29 protein-coding genes and 1 pseudogene are annotated in these 24,080 nt (G+C 63.0%); 17 read left to right on the forward strand and 13 right to left on the reverse strand.

Annotated elements, in window-relative coordinates; all coding sequences use genetic code 11:
- Nucleotides 1-114 precede the first annotated feature (114 nt).
- Nucleotides 115-1,599, reverse strand: coding sequence for a carboxypeptidase M32 (locus NKJ93_RS06750; protein WP_352480927.1), 1,485 nt, complete (start codon nt 1,597-1,599; stop codon nt 115-117).
- 183 nt (nt 1,600-1,782) lie between these two features.
- Between NKJ93_RS06750 and NKJ93_RS06755 the strand changes: the two genes are divergently transcribed.
- Nucleotides 1,783-2,133, forward strand: a complete 351-nt coding sequence (locus tag NKJ93_RS06755; RefSeq protein WP_352480926.1) for a DUF1304 domain-containing protein — start codon at nt 1,783-1,785, stop codon at nt 2,131-2,133.
- A gap of 79 nt (nt 2,134-2,212) precedes the next feature.
- Here NKJ93_RS06755 and NKJ93_RS06760 read toward each other — a convergent pair whose 3' ends face one another.
- The 7 genes from NKJ93_RS06760 to NKJ93_RS06790 all read right to left on the reverse strand — a co-directional run bounded on the left by NKJ93_RS06760 (nt 2,213) and on the right by NKJ93_RS06790 (nt 8,316).
- A complete protein-coding gene (locus tag NKJ93_RS06760) occupies nt 2,213-2,611 on the reverse strand; it encodes a hypothetical protein (protein ID WP_352480925.1) in 399 nt (132 codons plus the stop codon).
- A gap of 264 nt (nt 2,612-2,875) precedes the next feature.
- Entirely contained in the window at nt 2,876-3,907 is a 1,032-nt protein-coding gene (locus tag NKJ93_RS06765; RefSeq protein WP_352480924.1) for a peptidoglycan -binding protein, read from the reverse strand.
- Nucleotide 3,908: 1 nt separating this feature from the next.
- On the reverse strand, nt 3,909-4,934 hold the full coding sequence (locus NKJ93_RS06770) for a MotA/TolQ/ExbB proton channel family protein (RefSeq protein WP_023719628.1): 1,026 nt from the start codon (nt 4,932-4,934) through the stop codon (nt 3,909-3,911).
- Nucleotides 4,935-5,049: 115 nt separating this feature from the next.
- Complete coding sequence (trhA, locus tag NKJ93_RS06775) at nt 5,050-5,757, reverse strand: PAQR family membrane homeostasis protein TrhA (protein ID WP_023719627.1); 708 nt, start codon at nt 5,755-5,757, stop codon at nt 5,050-5,052.
- A 99-nt stretch (nt 5,758-5,856) separates the two neighbouring features.
- On the reverse strand, nt 5,857-6,657 hold the full coding sequence (locus NKJ93_RS06780) for an inositol monophosphatase family protein (protein WP_023719626.1): 801 nt from the start codon (nt 6,655-6,657) through the stop codon (nt 5,857-5,859).
- Between the two features lie 81 nt (nt 6,658-6,738).
- Nucleotides 6,739-7,305: an elongation factor P gene (gene efp, locus NKJ93_RS06785; RefSeq protein WP_023678016.1), complete on the reverse strand. Its 567-nt coding sequence runs from the start codon at nt 7,303-7,305 to the stop codon at nt 6,739-6,741.
- A 138-nt stretch (nt 7,306-7,443) separates the two neighbouring features.
- On the reverse strand, nt 7,444-8,316 hold the full coding sequence (locus NKJ93_RS06790; RefSeq protein ID WP_352480922.1) for a LysR family transcriptional regulator: 873 nt from the start codon (nt 8,314-8,316) through the stop codon (nt 7,444-7,446).
- 95 nt (nt 8,317-8,411) lie between these two features.
- Here NKJ93_RS06790 and NKJ93_RS06795 point away from each other — a divergent pair, with 95 nt between their 5' ends.
- The gene (locus tag NKJ93_RS06795; RefSeq protein WP_352588236.1) at nt 8,412-9,428 is read left to right on the forward strand and encodes a zinc-dependent alcohol dehydrogenase family protein; all 1,017 of its coding nucleotides are present in this window, start codon (nt 8,412-8,414) and stop codon (nt 9,426-9,428) included.
- Between the two features lie 45 nt (nt 9,429-9,473).
- On the opposite strand, the gene NKJ93_RS06800 is transcribed toward NKJ93_RS06795, so the two are convergent.
- The 3 genes from NKJ93_RS06800 to NKJ93_RS06810 all read right to left on the reverse strand — a co-directional run bounded on the left by NKJ93_RS06800 (nt 9,474) and on the right by NKJ93_RS06810 (nt 12,215).
- A complete protein-coding gene (locus NKJ93_RS06800) occupies nt 9,474-10,505 on the reverse strand; it encodes a tetratricopeptide repeat protein (protein WP_352588238.1) in 1,032 nt (343 codons plus the stop codon).
- A gap of 1 nt (nt 10,506) precedes the next feature.
- Complete coding sequence (locus NKJ93_RS06805) at nt 10,507-11,154, reverse strand: thiamine phosphate synthase (RefSeq protein WP_023719622.1); 648 nt, start codon at nt 11,152-11,154, stop codon at nt 10,507-10,509.
- 176 nt (nt 11,155-11,330) lie between these two features.
- Nucleotides 11,331-12,215 (reverse strand): DMT family transporter, encoded by an 885-nt coding sequence (locus NKJ93_RS06810; protein WP_352588241.1) that lies wholly within the window; start codon nt 12,213-12,215, stop codon nt 11,331-11,333.
- Nucleotides 12,216-12,348: 133 nt separating this feature from the next.
- On the opposite strand from NKJ93_RS06810, the gene NKJ93_RS06815 reads away from it, so the two are divergent.
- Both NKJ93_RS06815 and NKJ93_RS06820 read left to right on the forward strand, forming a co-directional pair.
- Nucleotides 12,349-12,798 (forward strand): Lrp/AsnC family transcriptional regulator, encoded by a 450-nt coding sequence (locus NKJ93_RS06815; RefSeq protein WP_023719620.1) that lies wholly within the window; start codon nt 12,349-12,351, stop codon nt 12,796-12,798.
- A 95-nt stretch (nt 12,799-12,893) separates the two neighbouring features.
- On the forward strand, nt 12,894-13,664 hold the full coding sequence (locus NKJ93_RS06820; RefSeq protein WP_023719619.1) for a sulfite exporter TauE/SafE family protein: 771 nt from the start codon (nt 12,894-12,896) through the stop codon (nt 13,662-13,664).
- A gap of 40 nt (nt 13,665-13,704) precedes the next feature.
- Here NKJ93_RS06820 and NKJ93_RS06825 read toward each other — a convergent pair whose 3' ends face one another.
- Nucleotides 13,705-14,256: a DUF2269 family protein gene (locus NKJ93_RS06825; RefSeq protein WP_352588244.1), complete on the reverse strand. Its 552-nt coding sequence runs from the start codon at nt 14,254-14,256 to the stop codon at nt 13,705-13,707.
- A gap of 577 nt (nt 14,257-14,833) precedes the next feature.
- On the opposite strand from NKJ93_RS06825, the gene rcdA reads away from it, so the two are divergent.
- The 6 genes and pseudogenes from rcdA to NKJ93_RS33565 all read left to right on the forward strand — a co-directional run.
- A complete protein-coding gene (gene rcdA / locus NKJ93_RS06830; protein WP_023719617.1) occupies nt 14,834-15,361 on the forward strand; it encodes a protease adaptor protein RcdA in 528 nt (175 codons plus the stop codon).
- A gap of 307 nt (nt 15,362-15,668) precedes the next feature.
- Nucleotides 15,669-16,181, forward strand: a complete 513-nt coding sequence (gene ruvC / locus NKJ93_RS06835; protein WP_352480921.1) for a crossover junction endodeoxyribonuclease RuvC — start codon at nt 15,669-15,671, stop codon at nt 16,179-16,181.
- Nucleotides 16,182-16,237: 56 nt separating this feature from the next.
- A complete protein-coding gene (locus NKJ93_RS06840) occupies nt 16,238-16,507 on the forward strand; it encodes an AbrB/MazE/SpoVT family DNA-binding domain-containing protein (protein ID WP_023719615.1) in 270 nt (89 codons plus the stop codon).
- Nucleotides 16,485-16,907, forward strand: coding sequence for a type II toxin-antitoxin system VapC family toxin (locus tag NKJ93_RS06845; protein WP_352588247.1), 423 nt, complete (start codon nt 16,485-16,487; stop codon nt 16,905-16,907). The genes NKJ93_RS06840 and NKJ93_RS06845 overlap by 23 nt, the downstream gene beginning before the upstream one ends.
- Nucleotides 16,908-16,920: 13 nt before the next feature.
- Nucleotides 16,921-17,541, forward strand: coding sequence for a Holliday junction branch migration protein RuvA (gene ruvA, locus NKJ93_RS06850; protein WP_023719613.1), 621 nt, complete (start codon nt 16,921-16,923; stop codon nt 17,539-17,541).
- A 40-nt stretch (nt 17,542-17,581) separates the two neighbouring features.
- A pseudogene (locus tag NKJ93_RS33565) lies at nt 17,582-17,656 on the forward strand (AbrB/MazE/SpoVT family DNA-binding domain-containing protein); the annotation flags it as partial.
- A gap of 3 nt (nt 17,657-17,659) precedes the next feature.
- Here the strand turns inward: NKJ93_RS33565 and NKJ93_RS33570 are convergent.
- Nucleotides 17,660-17,914: a hypothetical protein gene (locus NKJ93_RS33570; RefSeq protein WP_502904378.1), complete on the reverse strand. Its 255-nt coding sequence runs from the start codon at nt 17,912-17,914 to the stop codon at nt 17,660-17,662.
- Here NKJ93_RS33570 and ruvB point away from each other — a divergent pair.
- The 7 genes from ruvB to NKJ93_RS06890 all read left to right on the forward strand — a co-directional run bounded on the left by ruvB (nt 17,913) and on the right by NKJ93_RS06890 (nt 23,966).
- Entirely contained in the window at nt 17,913-18,953 is a 1,041-nt protein-coding gene (ruvB, locus tag NKJ93_RS06860; RefSeq protein ID WP_352480920.1) for a Holliday junction branch migration DNA helicase RuvB, read from the forward strand. The two genes, NKJ93_RS33570 and ruvB, sit on opposite strands and share 2 nt — an antisense overlap.
- Nucleotides 18,954-19,081: 128 nt before the next feature.
- Nucleotides 19,082-19,552 (forward strand): tol-pal system-associated acyl-CoA thioesterase, encoded by a 471-nt coding sequence (gene ybgC / locus NKJ93_RS06865; RefSeq protein WP_023677998.1) that lies wholly within the window; start codon nt 19,082-19,084, stop codon nt 19,550-19,552.
- Between the two features lie 296 nt (nt 19,553-19,848).
- Nucleotides 19,849-20,559: a protein TolQ gene (gene tolQ / locus NKJ93_RS06870; RefSeq protein ID WP_023677997.1), complete on the forward strand. Its 711-nt coding sequence runs from the start codon at nt 19,849-19,851 to the stop codon at nt 20,557-20,559.
- 9 nt (nt 20,560-20,568) lie between these two features.
- Nucleotides 20,569-21,027, forward strand: coding sequence for a protein TolR (tolR, locus tag NKJ93_RS06875; RefSeq protein ID WP_023677996.1), 459 nt, complete (start codon nt 20,569-20,571; stop codon nt 21,025-21,027).
- Between the two features lie 7 nt (nt 21,028-21,034).
- Nucleotides 21,035-22,192 carry a cell envelope integrity protein TolA gene (gene tolA / locus NKJ93_RS06880; protein WP_352588253.1) on the forward strand — a complete coding sequence of 386 codons (1,158 nt, stop codon included), beginning with the start codon at nt 21,035-21,037 and terminating at the stop codon, nt 22,190-22,192.
- A gap of 80 nt (nt 22,193-22,272) precedes the next feature.
- Nucleotides 22,273-23,544: a Tol-Pal system beta propeller repeat protein TolB gene (gene tolB, locus NKJ93_RS06885; protein ID WP_502897679.1), complete on the forward strand. Its 1,272-nt coding sequence runs from the start codon at nt 22,273-22,275 to the stop codon at nt 23,542-23,544.
- A gap of 44 nt (nt 23,545-23,588) precedes the next feature.
- On the forward strand, nt 23,589-23,966 hold the full coding sequence (locus NKJ93_RS06890; protein WP_352480916.1) for a four helix bundle protein: 378 nt from the start codon (nt 23,589-23,591) through the stop codon (nt 23,964-23,966).
- Nucleotides 23,967-24,080: the final 114 nt, after the last annotated feature.

The raw sequence follows: 24,080 nt of genomic DNA on the forward strand, positions 1-24,080 counted from the left end.
ACGCTCGCCCAACTTGGAAGAACTCCTTTTTCAGAGGCTTTCCTGCCAAAGTAAAGGCCAGTTTCGCGGATTTCTGCAGTCACCGCAGCAAGAACCAGGAACAGACGAAGCGACTCAGTTACCGTACCGCTTCTTCAGATGATCGGTGAAATGCACGGCATTGAGCTTTTCGCCCGTGGCGCGTTCGAGCAGTTCCGGCGTCGACCAGCGCGAGCCTTGCGACCAGATCCTTTTGCGGCGCCAGTCGTTGATCGCGGCGAAATCTCCCTTGGCGAGGTCTTCGTCGGCTGAAGGATGATCTCTGGTCAGTGCCGCCCATTGCTGCGCCGCCATCATGGCGCCCAGCGTATAGGAAGGGAAATAGCCAAAGGCGGCGCCCGGCCAGTGGACGTCCTGCATCGGACCATCAGCCGGATTGTCTGATGTCGACAGGCCGAGATAATCGCGCATCTTGGCATCCCAGGCCTCGGGCAGGTCGGCTGCCTCAAGCCGCCCCGAGACAAGCTCCTGCTCCAGCTCGTAGCGCAGGATGATGTGCAGCGGATAGGTGACCTCGTCGGCATCGACGCGGATCAGGCCGCGCTCGACCCGGTGCACATGCGGCAGGATGTCGTCGATCGTCCAGCTCTCGCCGAGGTGCCTTTCGACCACCGGCAGCGCCCAGCGCCAGAATTCTGGATTGCGGCCGATCTGCTTTTCGACGAACAGGCTCTGGCTTTCATGCACCGCCATGCCGCGCGCTCTGCCGAGCGGCCAGTGTGCCCACGCCTTCGGCAGGTTCTGCTCGTACAGCGCATGGCCGGTCTCGTGCAGCACGCCCATCAACGCCGACAGGAAATCCGAGGTCTTGTAGCGGGTGGTGATGCGCACGTCGCTCGGCACGCCGCCGCAGAAGGGATGGTGCGAAACCGACAGCGAGCCGTGGGTGAGGTCGAAGCCGACTGCCGCCATCATGGCGAGGCCAAGCTCGCGCTGCTTGTCCAAGGGGTAGCTGCCGGAAAGCGGCTTTAGCGGATGTTTCGCCAGCCGCTCTTCCTGCACGGCCAGTGCCTCCGGTACGAAGCCTTTCAGGAAGGCCTTCAACTCGGCAAACACCGGCGTGATGTCGGCGGTGCGATTGCCCGGGTCATATTGCTCCATCAGCGCGTCGTAAGGCTCGAGCCCGAGCACCTCGGCGCGAAGTGTCGCCTCCTCGCGGACCAGCGCCACGACGCCTTCGAGTGCCGGCAGGAAGCCGGCCCAGTCGTTCTTGGCGCGCAGGTCGCGCCAGAGCTGCTCGGAGCGCATGCGTACAGTCGTCTGGCGCTCGACGAACTCGACCGGCAGGCAGGTCAGGTTGGTGTACTGCCGGCGGAATTCCCTGACCGCGGCCTGCTGCTCTTCGTTCAACGCCTCCTGCTCGGCCGCCGCGATCCAGTCGGCAATCTCCGGCGCAGTCGCCTGGGTGTGGTGCATGCCGGCAAGCGCCGACATCGCCTCGGCGCGCTTCTCGCCGCCGCCGACCGCCATATGGGTCGCCTCGTCGGCGCCGAGAATGGCGAGGGCATGTTCCAGCGCTTCGAGCTTGTGGCCGAGGTCGTCGAGTTTTTGAAAGGACATGGTGGGTTCCGCTGATTTGACGGCGGGAAAAGATACCAACGCAAAAGTGTTGGCAACCCCTGAAGACCGTCTGCGACCGATGCATTGACTGCCGGCCGCAACGGCCGAACGGCATCTTGCGGAAGCGTGGCGTGCGTGATCAATGTCGTCGGCGGCGGCAGACCGCAATGGGGGAGACGAGATATGATCGCCAATGTGCTGGTCGGGCTGGTGGCCGTGATCCACCTCTGCATCGTCTATCTGGAGACGGTGCTGTGGGACACGCCGCGCGGCCACATGGTATTCAAGCTGACGCCGGAATTCGCCAGTGCCTCGAAAGTGCTTGCGGCCAATCAGGGACTTTACAACGGTTTTCTCGCAGCCGGGCTGATCTGGGGGCTTTACCTCGGCGAAGCCGGTTTCCAGTTCAAAGTCTTCTTCCTGCTCTGCGTCGCCGTCGCCGGTCTCTACGGCGCGGCGACGGTGGGCCGTAAAATCCTGTTCATCCAGACAGTGCCGGCAATGCTGGCGCTGATTGCGCTGGCGTTGGGCTAGCGCATGATCCCTGAACCGAAAACTGGAAAAGGATCATACGCAAAATCAATTGCCACAGCGCCGGGCGCTGCGGCCGATCTCAGCCGCCTGGATAGTTTGGGCCGTAGCCGTTAGGATAGTATCCGCCATCGCCGCCGTTGCCGATGAGGAAGGCACTGCCGGTATCAGCGCGTAGCTTTTGGCTGACATCGTCGAGCTGCGCCAGCAACTGCTGATATTGCGTGCTCGGCATCGTTCCATCGCGCGCGGCCCTCTGGGCGGCCCGATCGAGTTGAGCGACCTGCGTGCGCAAGTCACGCGCCTCGCCCGGCTCGAGCTTGTTCGCCCGGATGGCGCCCTGGATACCCGTCTCCACGCTCTGGATCTGATTGATCAAGGCCGTCACACGCGGGCCGGCGTAAGCGCCAGCAAACGGAACGGCGAGGAGAAGTGTGGCGAGCGTAGCAGTCCTGAGGTTCCTGGGAGCGAAGAAGCGCATGGTTGCGTCTCCTTTACTGGGGAAGGCGGTGGTTGGGAGGGGCCCGCCTTCCGGCCGCGGGCCGTCAGGTTCCGTCGGGTCGCGATGAGCGGTTCCACCGCCGGCGGTTCTCGGCCCATGACCAAGGCTAAAAGGTGGTGGTGGCAAAGTGTAATTAAAAAAAGGTAATTTTTTCAGCTCTTGCCGCTGCCGCACCAGTGCCCTAGATGCCGCCGACTTGAGCCGGCTCGATCCGGTGCATGTAACGAGCCAAAGGCTTGCAGATCACCGCTCGGTCAGCTTCAGCTCGATGCGGCGGTTCTTGTTGCGCGCCTCTTCGGTATCGGCGGGGTCGAGCGGCTGGAATTCGCCGAAGCCGGCGGCGACCAGCCGGTTGGCCGGGACGCCGTTCTCGATCAGGAACTTGACCACCGACGTCGAGCGCGCCGTCGACAATTCCCAATTGTCGCGGTAGCGGCCGGTGCCGGAGAGCGGCTTGTTGTCGGTGTGGCCGTCGACGCGCAGCACCCAGTTGATCTCCGGCGGGATCTCCTTCTGCAATTCGATGATGGCATCGGCGAGCTTCTTCATTTCGACCTTGCCGGCATCGTTGATCACTTCGGAGCCGGTCGGGAAAAGCACTTCCGACTGGAAGACGAAGCGGTCGCCGACGATGCGGATGTTCTCGCGGTCGGCGAGAATTTCACGTAAGCGGCCGAAGAAATCGGAGCGGTAGCGGTTCAGTTCCTGCACGCGTTGCGCCAGCGCGACGTTGAGGCGGCGGCCGAGATCGGCAATCTTGGTGTTGGACTCGCGATCGCGCGTTTCGGACACGTTGAGCGCTTCTTCGAGCGCTCCGATTTGCCTGCGTAGCGCCGCGATCTGCTGGTTGAGGATTTCAACCTGGCTCAGTGCCTGTTGACTGATCTGGCGCTGGCTGTCGAGCTCGCCGGAAAGTGCCGTTGCGCGCTGGTTGGCGGCGTCGCCGGCGCCAGCGCCTTGCGCCAGCAATTGTTCGAGCCGGCTCTTTTCCGCCTCCGATGCAGACAGCGAGGCCTGCAAATTGGCAAGGGTGTCCTCCTTGTCCTGCGTCGTCGAGCGCTCCAGCGCCAGAAGCTGGGTCAACTCATTGATCTGGGAGTTGAGGCGGTTGAGCACCGTGTCCTTGCCGGAGATCTCGCGGCCGAGCAGGAACTGCGCCAGCACGAAAACCGTGAGCAGGAACATGATCGCCAACAGCAGCGTCGACAGCGCATCGACGAAGCCAGGCCAGTAATCGATGCGGCGGTCGGAGCGCCGGCCTCGTGCCAACGCCACGTCAATGCACTCCAGGTTTCTTCAAGGCGTCGGCGATCTTCTCCAGGGTGTTGCGCATCGCCTTCTGCTCGTCGGACTGGGCCTCGACCCAGTCGCGCATGATCTGCTGTTCCGAGCGCATGTTCTTGACCAGGCCAGAAATGCCGTCGGCGAGATTGGCCATGGCGGTGGCGACGCGCGGATTGGAGCCGCCGCCATTCTCCTGCAGGGTGCGCAGCTTTTCCGACAACAGACGGATTTCATCGGAGGGTTCGCTCTTGGCCGCGTCGGCAACGACGATGTCGGAGGACAGGTCGGTGACCGAGGACAGCCAGTTCTCGAGCTCGGTATAGAAGCGCGTCTGGGCGCGGCCGGCCTGCAGGTCGAGGAAGCCGAGCACCAGCGAGCCGGACAGGCCGAACAGAGACGACGAGAAAGCGGTGCCCATGCCGGCCAAAGGGGCGGAAAGCCCCTGCTTCAGGGATTCGAGCACGGCCGCTGCGTCGCCGGTGCCGGGATCGAGCGACTCGATGGTTTCGCGGATCGAGCCGATCGTGTTGAGCAGGCCCCAGAAGGTGCCGAGCAGGCCGAGGAACACCAGCAGCCCGACAAGGTAGCGCGAGGTGTCGCGGCTTTCGTCGAGGCGGGTGGCGATCGAATCCAGCATGGTGCGCATCGAACTGGTCGAGAAGGCAATCGTCGAGGAGCGGCCGATCATCGCCTTCATCGGCGCCAGCAGCACGGGTTCGGTGGTTTCGGAACCGGCGCGGAACGAATTGACCCAGCGCACCTCGCGGAACAACCGGCCGACCTGGACGAAGGCCAGCAGGATGCCGACCGCCAGCACGCCGATGATCAGGCCGTTGAGGCCGGGATTGGTGACGAAGGCGGTCGAGATCTGGCGGGTCAGGATGGCGGCGATAAAGGCCACGATGAACAGAAAGATCACCATGGTCAGCAGAAAGACCTGCGGGCTCGACAATTTGTGCGGGTCGTAGATCAGAACGTCGGAGCGCCTGCCCATGCCGAAGGATCTGAGTAAAGTCATCCGTGCCCCGTTTCCGATGCCATCGCCGCCGATCACATTGTGTTTGCGACTCTAAACGGAATTGTGACGAAATTGAATGGCGCTTGGCAATATTGCCACTGTCCGCGACCGGAGGTCAAAGCCGGTTGATGACCAGGCAGTCGACCATGGCGGCCAGATGCAGGCCGGCGCCGGTGACGACAAAGCCGTGCCACAGCGCATTGTGGAAGCGCAGGCCTTTCCAGGCGAAGAAGATCACGCCACAGGAATAGACGATGCCGCCGGCAACGATGAGGGCGATCGATGTCGCCGGCAGCGTCCGTAGGAGCGGCTCCACCAGAACGATGCCGCTCCAGCCGATGGCGAGATAGAACACGATTGCCAGCCGGTCGAAACGGCCGGGGAGAAAGACCTTGATGGCGATGCCGACCGTCGCGGCGATCCAGACCAGGACGATCATCGAAACAGCCAGCGGCGAGCCGCCGAGCTGGGCAAGGAACGGCGTGTAGGTCGCAGCGATCAGCAGGTAGATCGCCGCATGGTCGAAGCGCCGCAATATCCATTTCGCCGGCGACGATACCGGCCACAGATTATAGGCCAGCGAAACCGACAGCACGGTGAGCAGCGAGACCACATAGAAGGCGGCGGCGACATATTCGCCGGGGCCGGTTCGATAGGCGGCCAGTGCCAGCAACGTCGAGCCGGCAGCGATCGCCAGCACGATGCCCACGGCGTGGACGATACCGTCGGCGATGATCTCGGCGCGCGAGTAATGCCAGCGCCCCATGAAGGGGATGTCGAGCTGGGATAATTCGCTCTGGGATGTGGGCCGGCTGTTCGTCATCGATGATCCTGCGTCGCCTTATCTGGGCGGCCGCGGGACAGTATTTCAAGCTTTGGTTGCGGTTTTGCGACTGCGGCGCTTCAGCGCGCCGCGACTACATCAGCGCGCTGGGAGCGGCTTCTTCACCGTCTTCAACAGCGCGCGTTGCATGAGTTCGTTGCCGGCAACGACCGAACCGGCGGTCAGCATGTCCTGGCCGCCGGCAAAATCGGAGACGAAGCCGCCCGCCTCGCGGATCAGCAACATGCCGGCGGCAATATCCCAGGCCGACAGGCCGATTTCCCAAAAACCGTCCATGCGGCCGGCGGCGACGTAGGCGAGATCGAGCGAGGCGGAGCCGAGGCTGCGCACGCCCGAGACCTCGGCCATGACATTGCGCAACTCGACAAGGAAATTGCCGTGCTGGCCACGCCCGAGATGCGGCACGCCGCAGCCGATCACCGCATCGACCAGCTTGGTGCGGCCGGCGACGCGCAACCGTCGATCGTTCATGAAGGCGCCGCCGCCACGCTCGGCGGTGTAGAGCTCGTCCATCGCCGGATTGTAGATGACGCCGGCGACGATCTGGCCTTGGCGCTCCAGCGCGATCGAGATCGCGAACAGCGGGATGCCGTGCAGGAAATTGGTGGTGCCGTCGAGCGGATCGACGATCCAGCGGTGCTGGCCGTCGTCGCCCTCGATCACGCCGCGTTCCTCCATCAGGAAGGCGTAGCCGGGCCGCGCCTTGGACAGTTCGGCAAAGACGATGTCTTCGGCCTTGCGGTCGGCCTGGCTGACATAGTCGCCCGGCCCCTTCATCGAGACCTGCAGGTTCTGCACTTCGCCGAAGTCGCGCGACAGCGAGCGGCCGGCCTTCATTGCGGCCTGGACCATGACATTGAGGATCGCGGAACGCGCCATTGCTCTTCTTCCTGTCGCTGCGCCTATCTGCTTTGACGCGTGATCCTATCCAAAAAGTCTGCCACTTTTCGGGATCACGCCTTAGTCGGCGCGGCGTACGTAAGTGATTTCGTTGGTATCGACGATGATACGCTCGCCCGAGCCGATGAACGGCGGCACCAGCACACGGATGCCGTTTTCGAGTATCGCCGGCTTGTAGGACGAGGCTGCCGTCTGGCCCCTCACCACCGGGTCGGCCTCGGTGATGGTCAGCGTCACCTGGTCGGGCAGCGAAATGCCGATCGGCCTTTCGTCATAGAGCTGGACCGTCACCATCATGCCGTCCTGCAGGAAGGCGGCGCGATCGCCGACGAACTCCTTTTGCAATTCGAGCTGCTCGTAGCTTTCGGTGTCCATGAACACCAGCGCGTCGCCCTGCTCGTAGAGGAAGGAAAAATCCTTCAGATCGAGCCGGATCTGCTCGACCGTCTCGGCCGAACGGAAGCGCTCGTTGAGCTTGGTGCCGTTGATCAGGTTCTTGAGTTCGACCTGGTTGTAGGCGCCGCCCTTGCCGGGCTTGACGGTGTTGGTCCTGACCGCCACCCAAAGGCCGCCATCATGCTCGATGACGTTGCCGGGACGGATTTCGTTGCCATTGATCTTGGCCATGGTGAGGTGATCCGGAAATGAGATGATCGCCGCAAAGGGCAATTTGGCGCCTCCAAGACCACAAATCGCTAGCAGAGGCAAGGAGCGCCTTCCGATGAAGCGGGAACGAAGCTCGCCCGGCAGCGCGGCGCGGCAGCCTCAGTCCGTCCTGACGATGGCGGTTACGGCCGCGCTCATGGCGTCGGCTACCTCTGTTAAAAGATGCAGGTGCGGCGAACGCAAGACGACAATTCGCAGCGACAGCTCGAGGCCGGGAGCGTCGACCAGGGCAATGCCCTCCGGCAGCTTTTCCTGCAGCAGCCGCTTGGGCAGCAGGCCAAGGCCTTGGCCTCGACGAACCCAGTCGATCTGCAGCGCGCTGTCCTGAATCTCGGCGCCGACCATCAACCTGTGGCCGCCCTCGGCAAGGGCAGCCGCCAGCCGCCGGCGCGCGTCGCAAGGTTCAGGACTGAGAACCCAGGGCATGGTCTTGACGTCGGCTTGCCGGCCGGTGTTTTCGGCGGCGATGATGGCGAGGGGCTCGGTTCCGACAACGCCGTCGCCAGTTTTGGAATTGCCGCCGTCCAGGATGAAGGCGAGGTCGAGCTGTCCGCGCTTGTGCTGGTCGGCCAGCTCAAGGCTCCAACCGCTCTTCAGACGCAGCGAAACCTTCGGAAACCGCGCCACGGCATCAGCAATGGCGGCGGCCACGGCTTTGTCGCAAAGTCCATGGGCGAGGCCGAGCCGCAGCAGACCCTCCGGCTCGTTGCCCCTGGCGAATGATCGCAGCGCGTCGACGGCGGCGAGAATGTCCTTGCCGCGTGCCAGCACCTCTACGCCGGCCGGGGTCAGTCGCGACGGCTTTAGCCGGCGGTCGAGCAATTCCGTGCCGAGCATCTCCTCCAGCCGCTGGATCTGGCGGGTGACGGCCGGCTGCGTCAACGGCAGGCGTCGAGCCACCTTCTGAATCGAACCCTCCTCGGCAAAGAGGGCCAGTGTTTTCAGTTCTTCGAGCACAAGACACCTGAACATGTCAGAGAGGCATAATTATGCTGAACATTATGAATTTGAAATCCGATGGATGGCAAGCGATTTTCCTCCGGCAGCACCAGCAGAGAAGGAACACGATGAAAGCGATCGAATTGCAGAGCCCGGGCGGCCTCGAGAATCTCAGAATGGTCGAGCGGCCGATGCCTGAACCAGGGCGCCAAGAGATGATTGTGAAGGTGAAGGCGACGGCGCTGAACTACCGCGATGCCGAGATCGTCCCCGGCAGCTATCACACGAAGTTTGCATTGCCGCTGGTGCCGCTGTCGGACGGCGTCGGCGAAGTCGTAGCCGTCGGCGCCGAGGTCAGCAGGTTCCAGATCGGCGACCGGGTCTGCGGCACGTTCTGGCAGCGCTGGGTCGGCGGCAGTTTCGCGATGGCCGAGCCCTCCTATCAACGTGGCGGCCCGATCGACGGGCTGCTCAGCGAATTTGCTCGGCTCGATGAACAGGCGGCGGTGCTGGCGCCGGCCAATCTGAGCGACTTCGAGGCGGCGACGCTGCCCTGCGCCGGCGTGACGGCATGGCACGCGCTGTTTACAGAGGGCAGCGTCAAGCCCGGCGACACCGTACTTTGTCTCGGCACCGGCGGCGTTTCCTTGTTTGCGATGCAATTCGCCGCCGCTGCCGGGGCGCGCGTCATCGTGACGTCGAGCAGCGACGAGAAACTTGCACGGGCAAAGCAACTGGGCGCGCATGATGGCGTGAACTATCGCAGCGTCCCCGACTGGGCATCGGCCGTGTTGGGATTGACGGATGGGCGCGGCGCCGACCATATCATCGAGGTTGGCGGACCGCAGAGTTTTACACAATCGCTGAGGGCAGCGGCGCGCGGCGCCCAGATCAACGTCATCGGCTATCTCGGCGGCAGTGACGGCGCCATCAACCCGCTCGACATCTTCCGCCGGCAGGTCAGGGCGCGAGGCATACCGGTGGGCTCACGCGAATCCTTCGAGGCGATGAACCGCGCCATTGTCGTCAACCGATTGAGACCGGTGATCGACCGGGTCGTACCGTGGACCCAGGCCGCCGAAGCCTTTCGGTACCTTGAGCACGGCTCGCCCTTCGGCAAGGTCGTGCTCGATCATACGCAATGAGCCTCGCGCTTGCGAGTCCGGGTGCAATGAGTCGCGAGATCACAGTCAGGGCAGGCGATTGGCCCGTTGCAGCGCCTGCTGCGTCTGCTCGTCGGTCAGGCCCTGCAGGAAATCGTCCATCTCTTGGTCGATGAGCCCAGCGCGGCGGGCGACAACATACCAGGCGCCGGCGAGGATCAGATCCGGATCGGTGCCGATGCCGTTCATGTAGAGCTTGGCGAGACGGTTCTGGGCGGCGACGTTGCCGCCTTCTGCGGCCTGCTTCATCCAGTTAAAGCCCGATTTCAGGTCGCGGGCGCCGCCGCGCCCCTCGATCATCCAGGTGGCGAGATCGATCTGCGCCGTGTCGTAGTTCTGCCGCGCAGCCTGTGCCAGCAGGCCGCGGGCGCGGACATCGTCGCGCGGCTTGCCGCCGGCGCCATTGGCGTAGACCTGTGCCATCGCATATTGTGCGTCGGCAAGCCCGGTCGCGGCGGCGCGCTCGTAATAGGATACGGCTTTGGCAATACCGGCATCGCCGGGCTCCTGTTCGACCATCAGCTGGGCAAAATTAAACTGCGCCAGGCGGTTGCCGGCTTCGGCGGCGGCCTGCATCAGCGCATAGGCCTCCTTCTCGTCCTTTTTGACGTAGCGGCCATCGAGCAGCATCAGCGCATACTGGAATTGCGATTCCGGGATGCCCTGCTCGGCGGCAAGCGCATACCACTTCGCCGCCCCTGCCGCGTCGACCGGCACGCCGAGGCCGCGCGACAATATCTCGGCCACCAGCGTCTGTGCCGCCGGATCGCCGTTTTGAGCACGGGAAATCGCAAGGTTGTAGGCCGTCTTGTAGAGGCCGCGCTGAAAGGCGCCGTAGGCGGCGTCGGACGGTTTTGCGCCGAAGCGGTCGGGGTTGATGGTATCGGGCGACGGCAAAGGGGCCGTGGTGGCGGGCTGCGGCAATGGTGGGAGAAACGGCTTGTCGGCAGGCTCGCTGGAATCCGGCCTCGGCTGCGGCAGCGGAACGGGTTCCGCCGCTATCGCCTGGGTTACGGCCGTTGCGAGAAAAGCGCTGAAAAGGATCGTCCGAGAGAGCACGTCAGTCCTCGAAGCGCGGTGCGGTTTCGTCGAGCAGCGCGTTGGCGGTGGCAACCGCCGTCTTCGGATCGACGTCGCCGGCGAAAACCGCGCTGGAAAGCGCCACGAATTCGGCACCGGTGGCGGCGACAGCTTCCACCGAGGCAAGATCGGATCCGGCCATGACGATGCAAGGGATCTGGATCACGTCCGCCCACCATTGCCCGAGCGACAGGTTGCGGGGATGCGGCTCCGGCTTGTTGTCGTAGCCGAAGCGACCGAAGAAAATATAATCGGGCCTGACCTCGCCAAGTTCCAGCGCGTCGTCGCGGGTCTTGGCGCCGCCGGTGCCGACCATCATCCTGGCCTGGAAGTGTTCGATCGTTTCGGCGAGCTCGTCCTTGCCGACCTCGACATGGATGCCGTCGGCCTGGACGCGGCCGGCGATGCGGGTGTCGCCAGCAATGATGACGGCAATGCCGGCCGCTTGCGCCACCGGCACGATCTGCTCGGCAAAGGCCTGGAAGGCGGCCTCGTCCATGCCGTTTTCCGGCAGGATCAGCGAGGCGACGTCACCGCCGTCGAAGGCTGCGGCGATGCGCTCGGCCGGCACGTTCGGCGGCGCGATCAGCACGATACGGCAGCGGTTGGGGGGCGTTGCGTCATTCATTGGTGTTCGGTCCCGGTTATCGCCTATGCCGGGCGAAGATGGTTGCATTGCGGCATAGAGCAAAGTGCGGGGATTGAACAGGCGGCAGCGGGATCACGATTGCCGTCAAGATTCTATCGGGCTCGGCAGCATGGCTGCCGTTGGCCGAAATTCTCCTCGCCTGGTCGCTTGCGGCCCTACGCAGGCACCTTCGATTTCCACAGCGACCAGCCGAGGTTCATGCCGGCGGCGGCGACCAGGATGGCGGCGGCGCCGGCGATCTGCGCCGGATGCAGCCGGTGGCCGAAGGCGACGACGTCGACGAGGATGGCGACGACTGGATAGATGAAGGACAGCGATCCCTGCAGATGCGTCGGCAGCTTCTGGATGGCGCCGTACATGAGGATGTACATCAGGCCGGTGTGGACGATGCCGAGCGTCGCCAGCATGACCCAGCTCCGCGCATCGACGGGAAGGTGCGTGAGATTGGCGAAAGGTGCCAGCATGAGAACGCCGACGCAGACCTGGATCAGGGCGATCAGGTGCGGCGGCGTGCCTTTGAGCTTCTTGGTGACGATAGCCGCAACGGCCCAGAAGAAAGCCGCGGCCAGCGCCATCGCAATGCCGGTAAAGTAATCCGTACCATGATCGCCTGCATCGGGCGCGGCCTGCACGATCAGCAGCATGCCGGCGAAGGCGATGCCGAGCCAGGTCAGCTTGGTCACCGTCAGCCGTTCGGAGAAGAAGAGCGCGCCAAAACCGACCAGCATGAAGGGTTGCGTATTGTAGACAGCCGTGGCGATCGAGATCGACGCGCGGGAAAACGCGCTGAACAGCAGCAGCCAGTTGATAACGATGGCAGCACCGCCGAGAGCCGCGATCGCGACAATGCGAAGCGACAGCCTGCCGCGCAGCAGTCCCAGCGCCGTGCAGATAACCAGCAGCGTTACCGCACCGAAGGCGCAGCGCCAGAACACCACGTCCATGATGGGTTGGCCGGACAGGACGACGAACCAGCCGATCGTGCCGAGGATCGCCATCGCCGCAGTCATTTCGATCGTGCCGCGTACCGTGTTGTCCATGGATGCTCCCGAAACCCGTTGAGATTCTATAATCCCACGGCAGATATGGGCCTTTCCATGACTTGTAGCTGGTGATATGCAGAACGAACCTAATTTAATTAGGTAAACATCGGCTTTTTCTTGGAATTGTAAAATGCTGGACGAGCTCGATAGAAAGCTCCTCGATATCCTGGTCAGGGATTCACGGACCTCGCTGAAGGAACTGGCGCTGCAGGTCGGGTTGTCGTCGCCAAGCGTTTCGGAGCGGCTTCGGCGGCTTGAGGATCGCGGCGTCATTCGCGCATTCACCATCGACATCGATCCGCAGGCGCTCGGCTACGCCTTGCAGGCGATCGTTCGCATCCGGCCGTTGCCCGGTAAGCTGCACATCGTCCAGAAGCTGATCGAGGAAATCCCGGAATTCGGCGAATGCGACAAGGTGACGGGCGATGACTGCTTCGTCGCCCGGCTGTTCGTCCGCTCGATCGGCGAGCTCGACGGGATTCTCGACCGCATCGCCGACAAGGCCGAAACCAGCACCGCCATCATCAAGGCGCAGCCGATCCGGAGACGCCCGCCGCCGCTCGACATGCCAAATATGTGACGGGCTCCGGTGGCGTGGCCCACGTATTTGCGGTCGCGGTCTGGCCATTTCTGGTCTATTCCAGAGTTCAACTTTCCCTCCAGCCTCCTTTCCCCATGTCAGGCCTGCTCATCGATCCCTGGTTCTATGCCGCGGCCATGCCGGCCGTCATCCTCGTCGGCCTGTCGAAAGGCGGCTTCGGCGGCGCCGTCGGCTTTGTCGGCGTGCCATTGATGGCGCTGACCATGCCGCCGGTTCAGGCTGCCGCAATTCTTCTGCCAATTCTGTGCCTGATGGACATTGTCTCGGTGTGGACATGGTGGGGTATCTTCGACCGCAAGATGCTGGCCGACATGATGCCGGGTGCCGTGATCGGCATTGCCCTTGGCTGGCTGACGGCGGCACTTGTAACCGAAGAGATGGTCCGGCTGATCGTCGGCGCGGTCGCCCTGATCTTCGTGCTGCGCTGGCTCTATTTGCAACTCCGCCACGGTGCCGGCCACGCGGCGGAGCCCAACCGCGTTGCCGCCGGCTTCTGGGGTACCGTTGCCGGGTTCACCAGCTTCGTCGCCCATGTCGGCGGCCCGCCTTTTCAGGTCTATGCGTTGCCGATCAGGCTGGATCCGAAGGTGCTGTCCGGCACCGCGGCGATCTTCTTCGCCGTCACCAATGCACTGAAGCTCATCCCCTATTTCGCGCTCGGCCAGTTCGACACCACCAATTTGACCGCGTCGGCGGTGCTGATGCCGCTGGCGCCGCTGTCGACAATCGCCGGCGCCTGGCTGGTGCGGCGGATGCGGCCGGAGCTGTTCTATCCCTTCACCTATGCGACCGTGGCGGTCGTCGCGGTCAAGCTTCTGTGGGACGGCATCGCCGGCCTTCTGTAAGACGGCGGCCCCAGGCGGCCGCCGCCGGATTCCTTAAACCTCAGGCGGCACTCGGCAGCAGCGGCCGCGTCCTGCCAAGCGCGAGAGCAGCGCCGGTTGCCAGCACGAACGCCATGCAGCCAAGAATGGTGATGTCGTGCAGTGTCGGCTTCAGCACCATGTCCGCGATGATCATCAGCATCACCGAATAGTCGAAGCGCGCGGCATTGAGGACGCGCTGGCCCTGGGCAAGCACCGCCGGCGTCACGCCATCCTTGGCGATCATGCCTGCCATGCGGTCGGCAGTCGGCTTGAAGACGAACATGCCGATGCAGAAGGTCGTCGCATAACCGGCAAGGCCGATCAGCACCCACAAATCGGAAAAGCCGACCCAGAAGCCGCACATGATGAGGCCGAAGAGCAATGTCAGCATCGATATCGGCGCGACGAACCGGTTACCGAGCTCGCCAGTGGCGCGCATCGCCTGCAACATGCCTTCGACGTTTCCAGCGCGGTCGGCGCGTACCGCAAGCAGCATCAGGGTGAAGCCGCCGCCGACCCAGAGGATCGCCGAGACGATGTGCAGAAATTTAACGGCCGAGTACCAGTCCATTGTTCGCTCCTTGAGAAATTTTCATGATTGCCGGAGCGCAATTTTGCTCCGCCTCGTTGCGAGGAGCGGGCGTTTAGCGCGGCGCCTGTTTCGGAACGATGTCGCGCGGCGAGCGGATCTGTTTCGGTATGTCGGTCACGATCTGGAGGAACCGTGGCGCAAGCGCGTCGCCCCCACTTCCAGCCGGTGGTGAGAGCGGCGGCTTAGCCGGCCAGCTGTGCTGTTACGGCACAGATGCTGGGCGCTTGATCGAAAAATATGCCCTGCGTTAAGGCTTTGTTAAGCTTTACAGGCGTTTACTATGTCCATCCAGTGATCTGGATTCTTACCGAGTGGTTGGAGCCACTTTGTTTGACGCCTCCCTGTTAAACTCCTGAGAGCCGCCTTATCCGCGGCTCTTTTTTTGTTCGCCGGTATGGAGCCCCTTGGGCCAAATGCGGCCGTTAACCGTTTGTTAAACATGTGCTTGCCTTCGCCGGCAGCGAAGCGCATTTTCAAGCTTCAGTCGTTTAGGCTGCCGGATATGGCGGCCAAGAGCCGAATCGGCCGGCTGTCAGGCAAGTGCAGGGGCGCAGCGATGAACGAGCCTTCGAAGGCGAGCGCGAACACCATCAAGCTGGCGGAGCGCCGGGTTTTCTCCCAATCCTTCAAGCCGCTCTATCAGGAAGGCATGGGCTTGGTCGAGCAGGCGGCCGAATATCTCGACGGCAAGGGCCGCGCCGAGGCCAAGAAGCTGTCGAGGCTGGCGGCGACGCTTTATGCGGCCGAGTCGATGCGGCTGACCACCAGGCTGATGCAGGTCGCCTCGTGGCTGCTTTTGCAGCGGGCGGCGAATTCCGGCGAGATGACCCGCGATCAGGTGGCTTCCGAAAAATCCAAGGTGCGTCTCGACACCGCCTCCGCGCATGACGAGGCGCCCGGCTGGGCCGAGCTGCCGACGGATTTCGTCGACCTCGTCAACCGCTCGCTGCGCCTGCAGGCGCTGGTGCGCCGCATGGACGAGGAGATCTATGGCGGCCTCGCCGAGGTGCCTCAGTCGAGCCGTCGCCTCAATCCGGTCTCCGACCAGATCACGTTGCTCAACACGGCTTTCGCCCGCGGCTGAGAGACCGTTTGGAAACTCTACTCCAGCGGCCATCTGGCGGCGTTTTCTCCGCTTACCTGCAGCGCCGCGTCCTTTTGGACGCGCAAAGGACGCTGCAGCACTTTGATTGCGCATGATCCCCTCGGGATCACGCGTGGGCTCACGGACCCAAATGTCCGCTGCGCTCCGGTTCCCGAAACCACCACCATATGACTCGCCGGAGCGACCTTTCGAAACGGTCTCAGAGGCTTTGTGGACATCACGAGCCCCGTTTCTGGTTTGTTCACATTTCGCTGGCATCGCTGCCCGCCGAAGGTAGACTTGGCGGATGGGGGAAGCGATTCGCATCATCGGCATCGATCCGGGGCTTAGGCGCACCGGCTGGGGCATCGTCGAAAGCCTTGGCAATTCGCTGCGCTTCGTCGCTTCCGGCACAGTACGGTCCGACGACAAGGCGGCGCTGGCGGTGCGTCTTTGCCAATTGCATGACGGGCTTGCCGAGATCCTGCATGCCACGATGCCGCACGAGGCGGCGGTCGAGCAGACCTTCGTCAACAAGGATGCCGCGGCGACGCTGAAACTCGGCCAGGCACGCGGCATCGCCATGCTGGTGCCGGCGCGCGCCGGCCTTGCCGTTGCCGAATATGCGCCCAACGCCGTCAAGAAGGCGGTGATCGGCGTCGGCCATGGCGACAAGAAGCAGATCCATATGATGGTCAAGGTGCTGATGCCGAAGGCGACTTTCGACACCGACGACGCCGCCGATGCGCTGGCCATCGCCATCTGTCACGCGCATCACAGGCAGAGCATCGCCTACAGGATGGCGATGCTGGCCGAATAAGTTTGTTCTTGACTTGTTCTCCAGTGAACAATAAGTAATACCAACGAGGTATTACCATGCGCGTTACCACCAAGGGCCAAGTGACCATCCCGAAGGAAATACGGGATCATCTGGGTATCGGCCCGGGCTCGGAGGTGGAGTTCGTCCCCACCGAGGACGGTGCTCGTGTCATTGCGGTCGACGAAAACATGTCGAAGGAGGAAGCCTCGCGCAGATTCAGCCAGATGCTCGGCCGTATGGCTGGTACGCTGGATCTGGGGGGCATGACGGCGGACGAATATGTGGAATGGCTGAGGGGCCCGCGTGAAGACCTCGACATTGATTGACACAAATGTCCTGATCGACGTTTGGGGTCCTGCCGGACAGGAGAGGAAATGGTCGGCGTCGGCGATCACCGCATGCCGGCGCGACGGCGCGCTCGTAATCAATGCAATCGTCTGGTCCGAACTCGCGCCGTTGATCGCGACCGAACAGGCCCTTCGCCAAGCAGTCGACATGCTCAAGATGGATCGCGAATTCCTGCCGTGGGAAGCGGCCTTCCTTGCTGGTGTCACGCACTCCCGCTATCGCCGCGCCGGCGGCCTCCGCGAACGAACGCTGCCGGATTTCTTTATTGGAGCCCATGCGGTTGTCGCTGGGCATCGCCTGCTGACGCGCGATGCCGCGCGCTATCGCAGCTATTTCCCGGACCTCGATATCATCTCTCCGGAAACCCACCCGGCATGATCGGCAAGCTCAAATGATCGGCAAGCTAAAAGGCACGCTGGACGAGATCGACGAGGATTTCTGCATCGTCGACGTGCATGGCGTCGGCTATGTCGCCTATTGCTCGGCGCGCACGCTTGCCGCATTGCCGCCGCCCGGCGAGGCGGTGATATTGTTCATCGAGACCTATGTGCGCGAGGATATGCTGCGGCTCTATGGGTTCCAGTCGGTGCTGGAGCGCGAATGGTTCCGGTTGTTGATGAACAATGTGCAGGGCGTCGGCGCCAAGGTGGCGCTGGCAATCCTGTCGACGCTGGCGCCGGCCGACCTCGCCAATGCGATTGCGTTGCGCGATATCGCCATGGTCAGCCGCGCGCCGGGCGTCGGCAAGAAGGTGGCGGAGCGCATCGTCACCGAGTTGAAGAACAAGGCGCCGGCCTATGCAGGTGCTGCCTCCGGCACCATCGGCCTGAAGCAGGAGCTCGGCGAAGGCGTTGCTTCGGCGCCGATCACCGACGCAGTCTCGGCGCTGGTCAATCTCGGCTATTCTCGCGACACTGCCGCCAACGCAGTGGCGGCGGCGTTGAAGACGGCCGGCGAGGAAGCGGACGCGTCGAAGCTGATCCGCTTCGGGCTGAAGGAGCTGGCACGGTGAGATGTTGCCCGACAAATAAATTCCGACTAGGAACAAGAGCATGGTCGGATATGCGGGCTTGACCTCCAGGGGGCAGCTTACGATTCCAAAGAAAGTCCGGAACGAGTTGTCGCTCAAGTCAGGCGATACTGTTGCCTGGACGGTCGTGGATGGTCTCCTGATAGGAACGCCGCGCAATCTCGAATTTGCCGACCTCGCTGGATTTCTGGGTGATCCACCTAACGGGCCCGCTACGCTGGAACAGATCGACGCGGTGGTAAGGGATGCAGTGGGCCGCCAGCTTGTTGGCGAGCAGCAAGACGCCGAACGAGAGGGTGCCGGGTGACGTTAATCCGTGTCGATACGAACTTTTTCCTTCGAGCGGTATGCGCATGAGCCTTTCGCCACGCCTCATTGCTCCCGACAGACGCGGCGAGGACGCCGAGCAGACCTTGCGGCCGCAGACGCTCGGCGACTTCGTCGGCCAGGCGGCGGTGCGAGCCAATCTCAAAGTGTTCATCGAGGCCGCCAAGGGCCGCAGCGAAGCGCTCGACCATGTGCTGTTCGTCGGCCCGCCCGGCCTCGGCAAAACGACGCTGGCGCAGATCATGGCGCGCGAGCTCGGCGTCAATTTCCGCTCGACCTCGGGTCCGGTTATCGCCAAGGCCGGCGATCTCGCGGCGCTGCTCACCAACCTCGAAGACCGCGACGTGCTGTTCATCGACGAGATCCACCGGCTCAACCCGGCGGTCGAGGAAATCCTCTATCCGGCGATGGAGGATTTCCAGCTCGACCTGATCATCGGCGAGGGGCCGGCGGCGCGCTCGATCAAGATCGACCTGGCCCGCTTCACGCTTGTCGCCGCCACCACCCGGCTCGGCCTGTTGACCAACCCGCTGCGCGACCGCTTCGGCATTCCGGTGCGGCTCAATTTCTACTCGGTCGAGGAACTCGAGCAGATCGTGCGGCGTGGCGCCCGCATCCTTGCCATGCCGCTCGGCGACGACGGTGCCTTGGAGATCGCCCGGAGGGCGCGCGGCACGCCGCGCATCGCCGGCCGGCTGTTGCGCCGGGTGCGCGACTTCGCCAGCGTTGCCGGCGACGGCCATGTCGACCGCAAGATCGCCGACGAGGCGCTGACGCGGCTGGAGGTCGACGGGCTCGGCCTCGACGCGCTCGACCGCCGTTATCTGTCGATGATCGCCCGGAATTTCGGCGGCGGGCCGGTCGGCATCGAGACCATCGCGGCCGGGCTTTCCGAGCCACGCGATGCCATCGAGGACATCATCGAACCCTTTCTGATCCAGCAAGGCTTCATCATGCGTACCCCGCGCGGCCGCGTGCTGGCGGCCAATGCCTGGCGGCATCTCGGCCTCGACGCGCCAAAGGACCTGGCGCAGCAGCAGATCAGCCTGTTCCAGGAAGAACCCTAAGTTCCGCTGCTTATGGCTTCGGTGCTGGCAGTTCCCCGGCCCAGCCCTCCAGGTCTTGATCATCGCCGGTCTATGCGCAAAACAGGTGTTGCTTGAAACAGGGCCTGTCGGGCCAAAAGGACAGCGCAATGGACGATCACGGTGAATCGGCATTGTCCGCCGGGCTTTCCGGCGCGCTGACGGAATTCGGCCATCGACTGATGGCGCGGGTCTATTATGCAGACACCGATTTTTCCGGCGTCGTCTACCACGCGCGCTATCTCGAATTCTTCGAGCGCGGCCGTTCCGACTATCTGCGGCTGGCCGGCGTCCACCACACCGAGCTTGCCGACGGCAAGCATGGCGAGAAAATAGTCTGGGTGGTGCGGCGCATGGAGATCGATTTCCGCGGTTCGGCCCGCATGGATGACATCCTGACCATCGATACGCGCACCGACGAGATTTCCGGCGCCCGCATCGTCATGGCGCAGCAATTGAAGCGCGGCAGCGAAGTGCTGGTCGAGGCGCGTGTCGAAGCGGCGATCGTCGGCGAGAACGGGCGGCCGCGGCGCTTTCCCAAGGACTGGATCGCAGCCTTCATGCCCAGAACGCGCAAATAAAGGTTCAGAGGCGGACGATCCCGGAGCTCCCGGTCCAGGCCAGAATCGCGAGGCGGCCTATCAGGGCGCGGCAATGCGCCGCGCTGTACGTCCTAACCCATCCTTAACCATAACGGTCCATGAAGGGATTGGTTAAGATTGGGAGAATCCAAGCGCCTTCCTTTCACCAATATTTGCCCCGAAAAGGCCGCCAACGGTGCATTTGGGGTTATTCCGCAAGCCTAACGCGAACGGACCACAAGGGATGCCCATGGGCCAGCCGCCAGCCACGCCCGGAAAATCTTTAAGGACGTAACATGGAAAACATCGCTCTCGCCGAACCGGGCGCGCATTTATCGATTTGGGCCTTGTTCATGCAGGCCGGTTGGGTGGTCAAGCTGGTCATGATCGGGCTGCTTGGTGCCTCGATCTGGACCTGGGCGATCATCGTCGACAAGCTCGTCGCCTATGCCCGCATGCGGCTGGCGCTCAACCGCTTCGAACAGGTGTTCTGGTCGGGGCAGTCGCTGGAAGAGCTTTACCGCACGCTCGCCGACCGCAAGACGACCGGCATGAGCGCGATCTTCGTCGCCGCCATGCGCGAATGGAAGAAGAGCTTCGAGAAAGGCGCGAAATCGCCACTCGGCCTGCAGACCCGCATCGACAAAGCGATGGATCTGGCGCTGACCCGCGAGATGGAAAAGCTTGAAGGGCGGCTCGGCTTTCTCGCCACCACCGGCTCGGCGGCGCCCTTCATCGGCCTGTTTGGCACGGTTATCGGCATCATGACCTCGTTCCAGGCGATCGCCGCCTCGAAGAACACCAGCCTATCGGTGGTCGCGCCCGGCATCGCCGAAGCGCTGCTGGCGACGGCCATCGGCCTGCTCGCCGCAATCCCGGCCGTCATCGCCTACAACAAGCTGTCGTCCGACGCGAGCAAGATCGCGGTGCGCATGGAAGGGTTCGCGGATGAGTTCTCCGCCATACTCTCGCGCCAAATCGATGAAAAAGTCGCGCAGAAGGCTTGAGGAACGATCATGGGAATGTCTGTAGGCGCGGGTGGCGGAGGGCGCGGTGGTCGAGGCCACAGGCGGCGCGGCCGCCATCACGCGATGATATCGGAAATCAATGTCACGCCGATGGTCGACGTGATGCTGGTGCTGCTGATCATCTTCATGGTCGCCGCACCCATGTTGACGGTCGGCGTGCCGGTCACCCTGCCGGAGACGAAGGCCAAGGCGATGAACGCCGATACCCAGCCGATTACGATTACGATCGACGGCACAGGCAAGATCTTCGTGCAGGAGACCGAAATCCCGCAGGAGGAGCTGATCGCCAAGCTGAAGGCGATTTCTAAGACCGGCTACGAAGAGCGCATTTACGTCAAGGGCGACAAGACCACCAATTATGGCGACGCGATGGTGGTGATGGGTCTCATCCAGGACGCAGGCTACAAGAACCTCGGCCTGATTACACTGCCGAAACAGGATCAATAAACGCGAGATGAGGACCGGCCTCACCACATCGGTGATTTTGCATACGGTGGCGATCGCCTTTGGGCTGTTCACCCTGTCGGCGCCGGCTGCGCTTCCGTCGTCCGATGTCGAGTCGGTCGCAGTGGACATTGTGCCGATGGAGGCCGTCTCGCAGGTTTTGCAGGGCGACAAGAAAGCCGTGATGCACGAAAGGCCGGCGCCGCTGCCGACACAGCGTCCCGACATCGTTCCCGACGCCCAGAAAGTCGGCGATAACAGCGTCGACACCGACAAGCCGCCGACACCTGAGCCCAAGCCCCAGCCAGTCGACATGACGGCGGCCCCGCCACCCGCGCCGACGCCGGTCGAAAAGCCCAAGCCCGAGGACGTGCCGAAGCCGAAGGAAGAGCCGAAGCCAATTCCCGCTACGGAGGTAGCGCCGGTGCCGCAGCCGAAGGAAGAGGTCAAGCCAGAACCGGTCAAGCAGACCGAGCCCAAGCCGACGCCGGCCAAGGAGCCGACGCCCACGCCGCCGCAGGACAAGACCGCCGCGATCGATCCACAGCCCGAGGTCAAGCCGGACGCCGTCGCCGAGGCGATTGCCAAGGAACCGCCAACCGAGGAGGCGCAGCTTCCCGACTCGGCCCCCGCGCCGGAGGCTCGGCCGAAGCCGCAGCCGGTCCAGGCCGAAAGCGCCAAGGCGCCGGAGCGCAAGGATGCCGACAAGCCGGTCAAGGAAGCCTCATCCAAGCCGAAATCGGACGACAAGCAATTCAACGCCGACGAGATTTCGGCTCTGCTCGACAAGCGGAAGCCGGCCGGTGGCGGCGCCAAGCGCTCGACCCAACAGTCTTCGCTCGGCGGCGACAAGGATCAGGGCCAGAAGCTCTCCAAATCGGAGATGGGAACCCTGGAAAATCAGCTTCAAGGATGCTGGACCCTGCCAGTCGGAGTGGAAGGCGCGGAGGATCTCGTCGCCGTGGTCCGCTTCAATCTTGACGCGTCGGGCAAGCTGGATGGCCGGCCTACTGTCGAAAAGTCGAGCGGAAACCGCCCGTTTGACGAAAGTGCCGTTCGCGCGGTTCAGAAATGCGACATGGCTGGCTTGCAGGTTCCCGCAGGCAAGCAGGACATCTGGTCCGACATCCAGGTCACTTTCGATCCGAGGGAGATGCTGGGCCTCTAGGCCGGCGCCCCCATAGAATCCTTGAAGAGAAGCGAGAAGACATGAAATCCATTCTCAAGCCGCTCCTGGCGATCGCAGCGATGGCGCTGGGCATGACCGTTGCTGCCACCCTGCCGGCGCGGGCGCTCGTTGAGCTCAACGTCAACAAGGGCAATGTCGAGCCGTTGCCGATCGCCATCACCGATTTCCAGGGCGGCGATGCGCTCGGCGCCGAGATTTCCGACATCGTCAGTGCCGACCTGAAACGCTCCGGCCTGTTCGCGCCGATCGACAAAAGCGCCTTCATCGAAAAGATCTCGAACCCTGATGCGACGCCGCGCTTCGAAGACTGGAAGGTGATCAATGCGCAGGCGCTGGTTACCGGCAGTGTCGGCAAGGAGGCTGACGGCCGTGTCCGCGCCCAGTACCGGCTGTGGGACACCTTCGCCGGGCAGCAGATGTCGGGCGAACAGTTCTTCGCCAACGACGCCAATACAAGGCGCGTCGCCCACATCATCGCCGACGCCATCTATGAGCGGCTGACCGGCGAGAAGGGCTATTTCGACACGCGCGTCGTCTTCATCGACGAGTCCGGTGCCAAGAATGCGCGCAAGAAGCGGCTTGCGATCATGGACCAGGACGGCGCCAACGTCCGCTATCTCTCGAACGGCAAGTCGATTGTGCTGACGCCGCGCTTCTCGCCCAACCGGCAGGAAATCACCTATATGTCCTACGAGAGCGGTCAGCCGCGGGTGTACCTGCTGCAGATCGAGACGGGGCAGCGCGAGCTGGTCGGCAATTTCCCCGGCATGACGTTTGCGCCGCGCTTTTCGCCGGACGGCCAGAAAGTAATCATGAGCCTTCTGCGCGACGACGGAAATTCCAACATCTTCGCCATGGACCTGAGAAGCCGCTCGACGACCAGGCTTACCAATTCGACCGCCATCGATACCTCACCGTCCTACTCGCCCGACGGCAGCAAGGTGGTGTTCACCTCGGACCGCGGCGGCCGGGCGCAGATCTATGTGATGGGCGCCGACGGCTCGGGCCAGACCCGCATCTCGTTCGGCGACGGCGTCTATTCGACGCCGGTGTGGTCGCCGCGCGGCGATCTCATCGCCTTCACCAAGCAGACCGGCGGCGAATTCCAGATCGGCGTCATGCGCACCGACGGTTCGGGTGAGCGCATCCTGTCCACCGGCTTTCAGCAGGAAGGGCCGACCTGGGCACCCAACGGCCGGGTGCTGATGTTCTTCCGCGATTCCAATGGCGGACCAAAACTTGTGTCGGTCGACCTCACCGGCCGCAATGAACAGTCGATCCCGACAGCGAACTTCGCCTCGGATCCGGCCTGGTCGCCGCTGCTCGAATAGAGGAACTGAGGAATTGACGAACTGACGAGTTGAAGAACTGAAGAATGGAGAAGCCAGGGGCCTACATCGAGCACGCGAGGGATTTGGAAGTCTATAAGCGCGCCTATGCGGTTTCCCTTGGGGTACACAGAGCCACGCTTGCTTTTCCGAAAATGGAGCAATACGCGCTCGCCGATCAACTACGTCGTTCCAGCAAGGCGATCTGCGCCAATTTGGCTGAGGGTTTTGCCAAACAGACCCGCTCCAAGCCCGAATTCGCACGCTTCATTTCGATGGCCATAGGGTCATGCAGTGAAGTGGAGACGTGGATTTCGTATGCGTTCGACCTCGAGTATATCACACAGGTGCAACGCGACGACTGGTTGCAATCCTATGCCCGCATCTACGGAATGCTGGTCAATCTCAGAGAGAAGCTGAGGTGATCTCTTTCCTCAATTCCTCAACTCTTCAATTCTTCAATTCCCTCTTTTTCATGTTTTGGCCGCATTTCCGCCTACGGTCCGCGCTCATTGTCGCCCTTGAGTAGCCCTCGGCAG

Source organism: Mesorhizobium sp. M0028, from assembly GCF_040323855.1.
GTDB lineage: Bacteria > Pseudomonadota > Alphaproteobacteria > Rhizobiales > Rhizobiaceae > Mesorhizobium.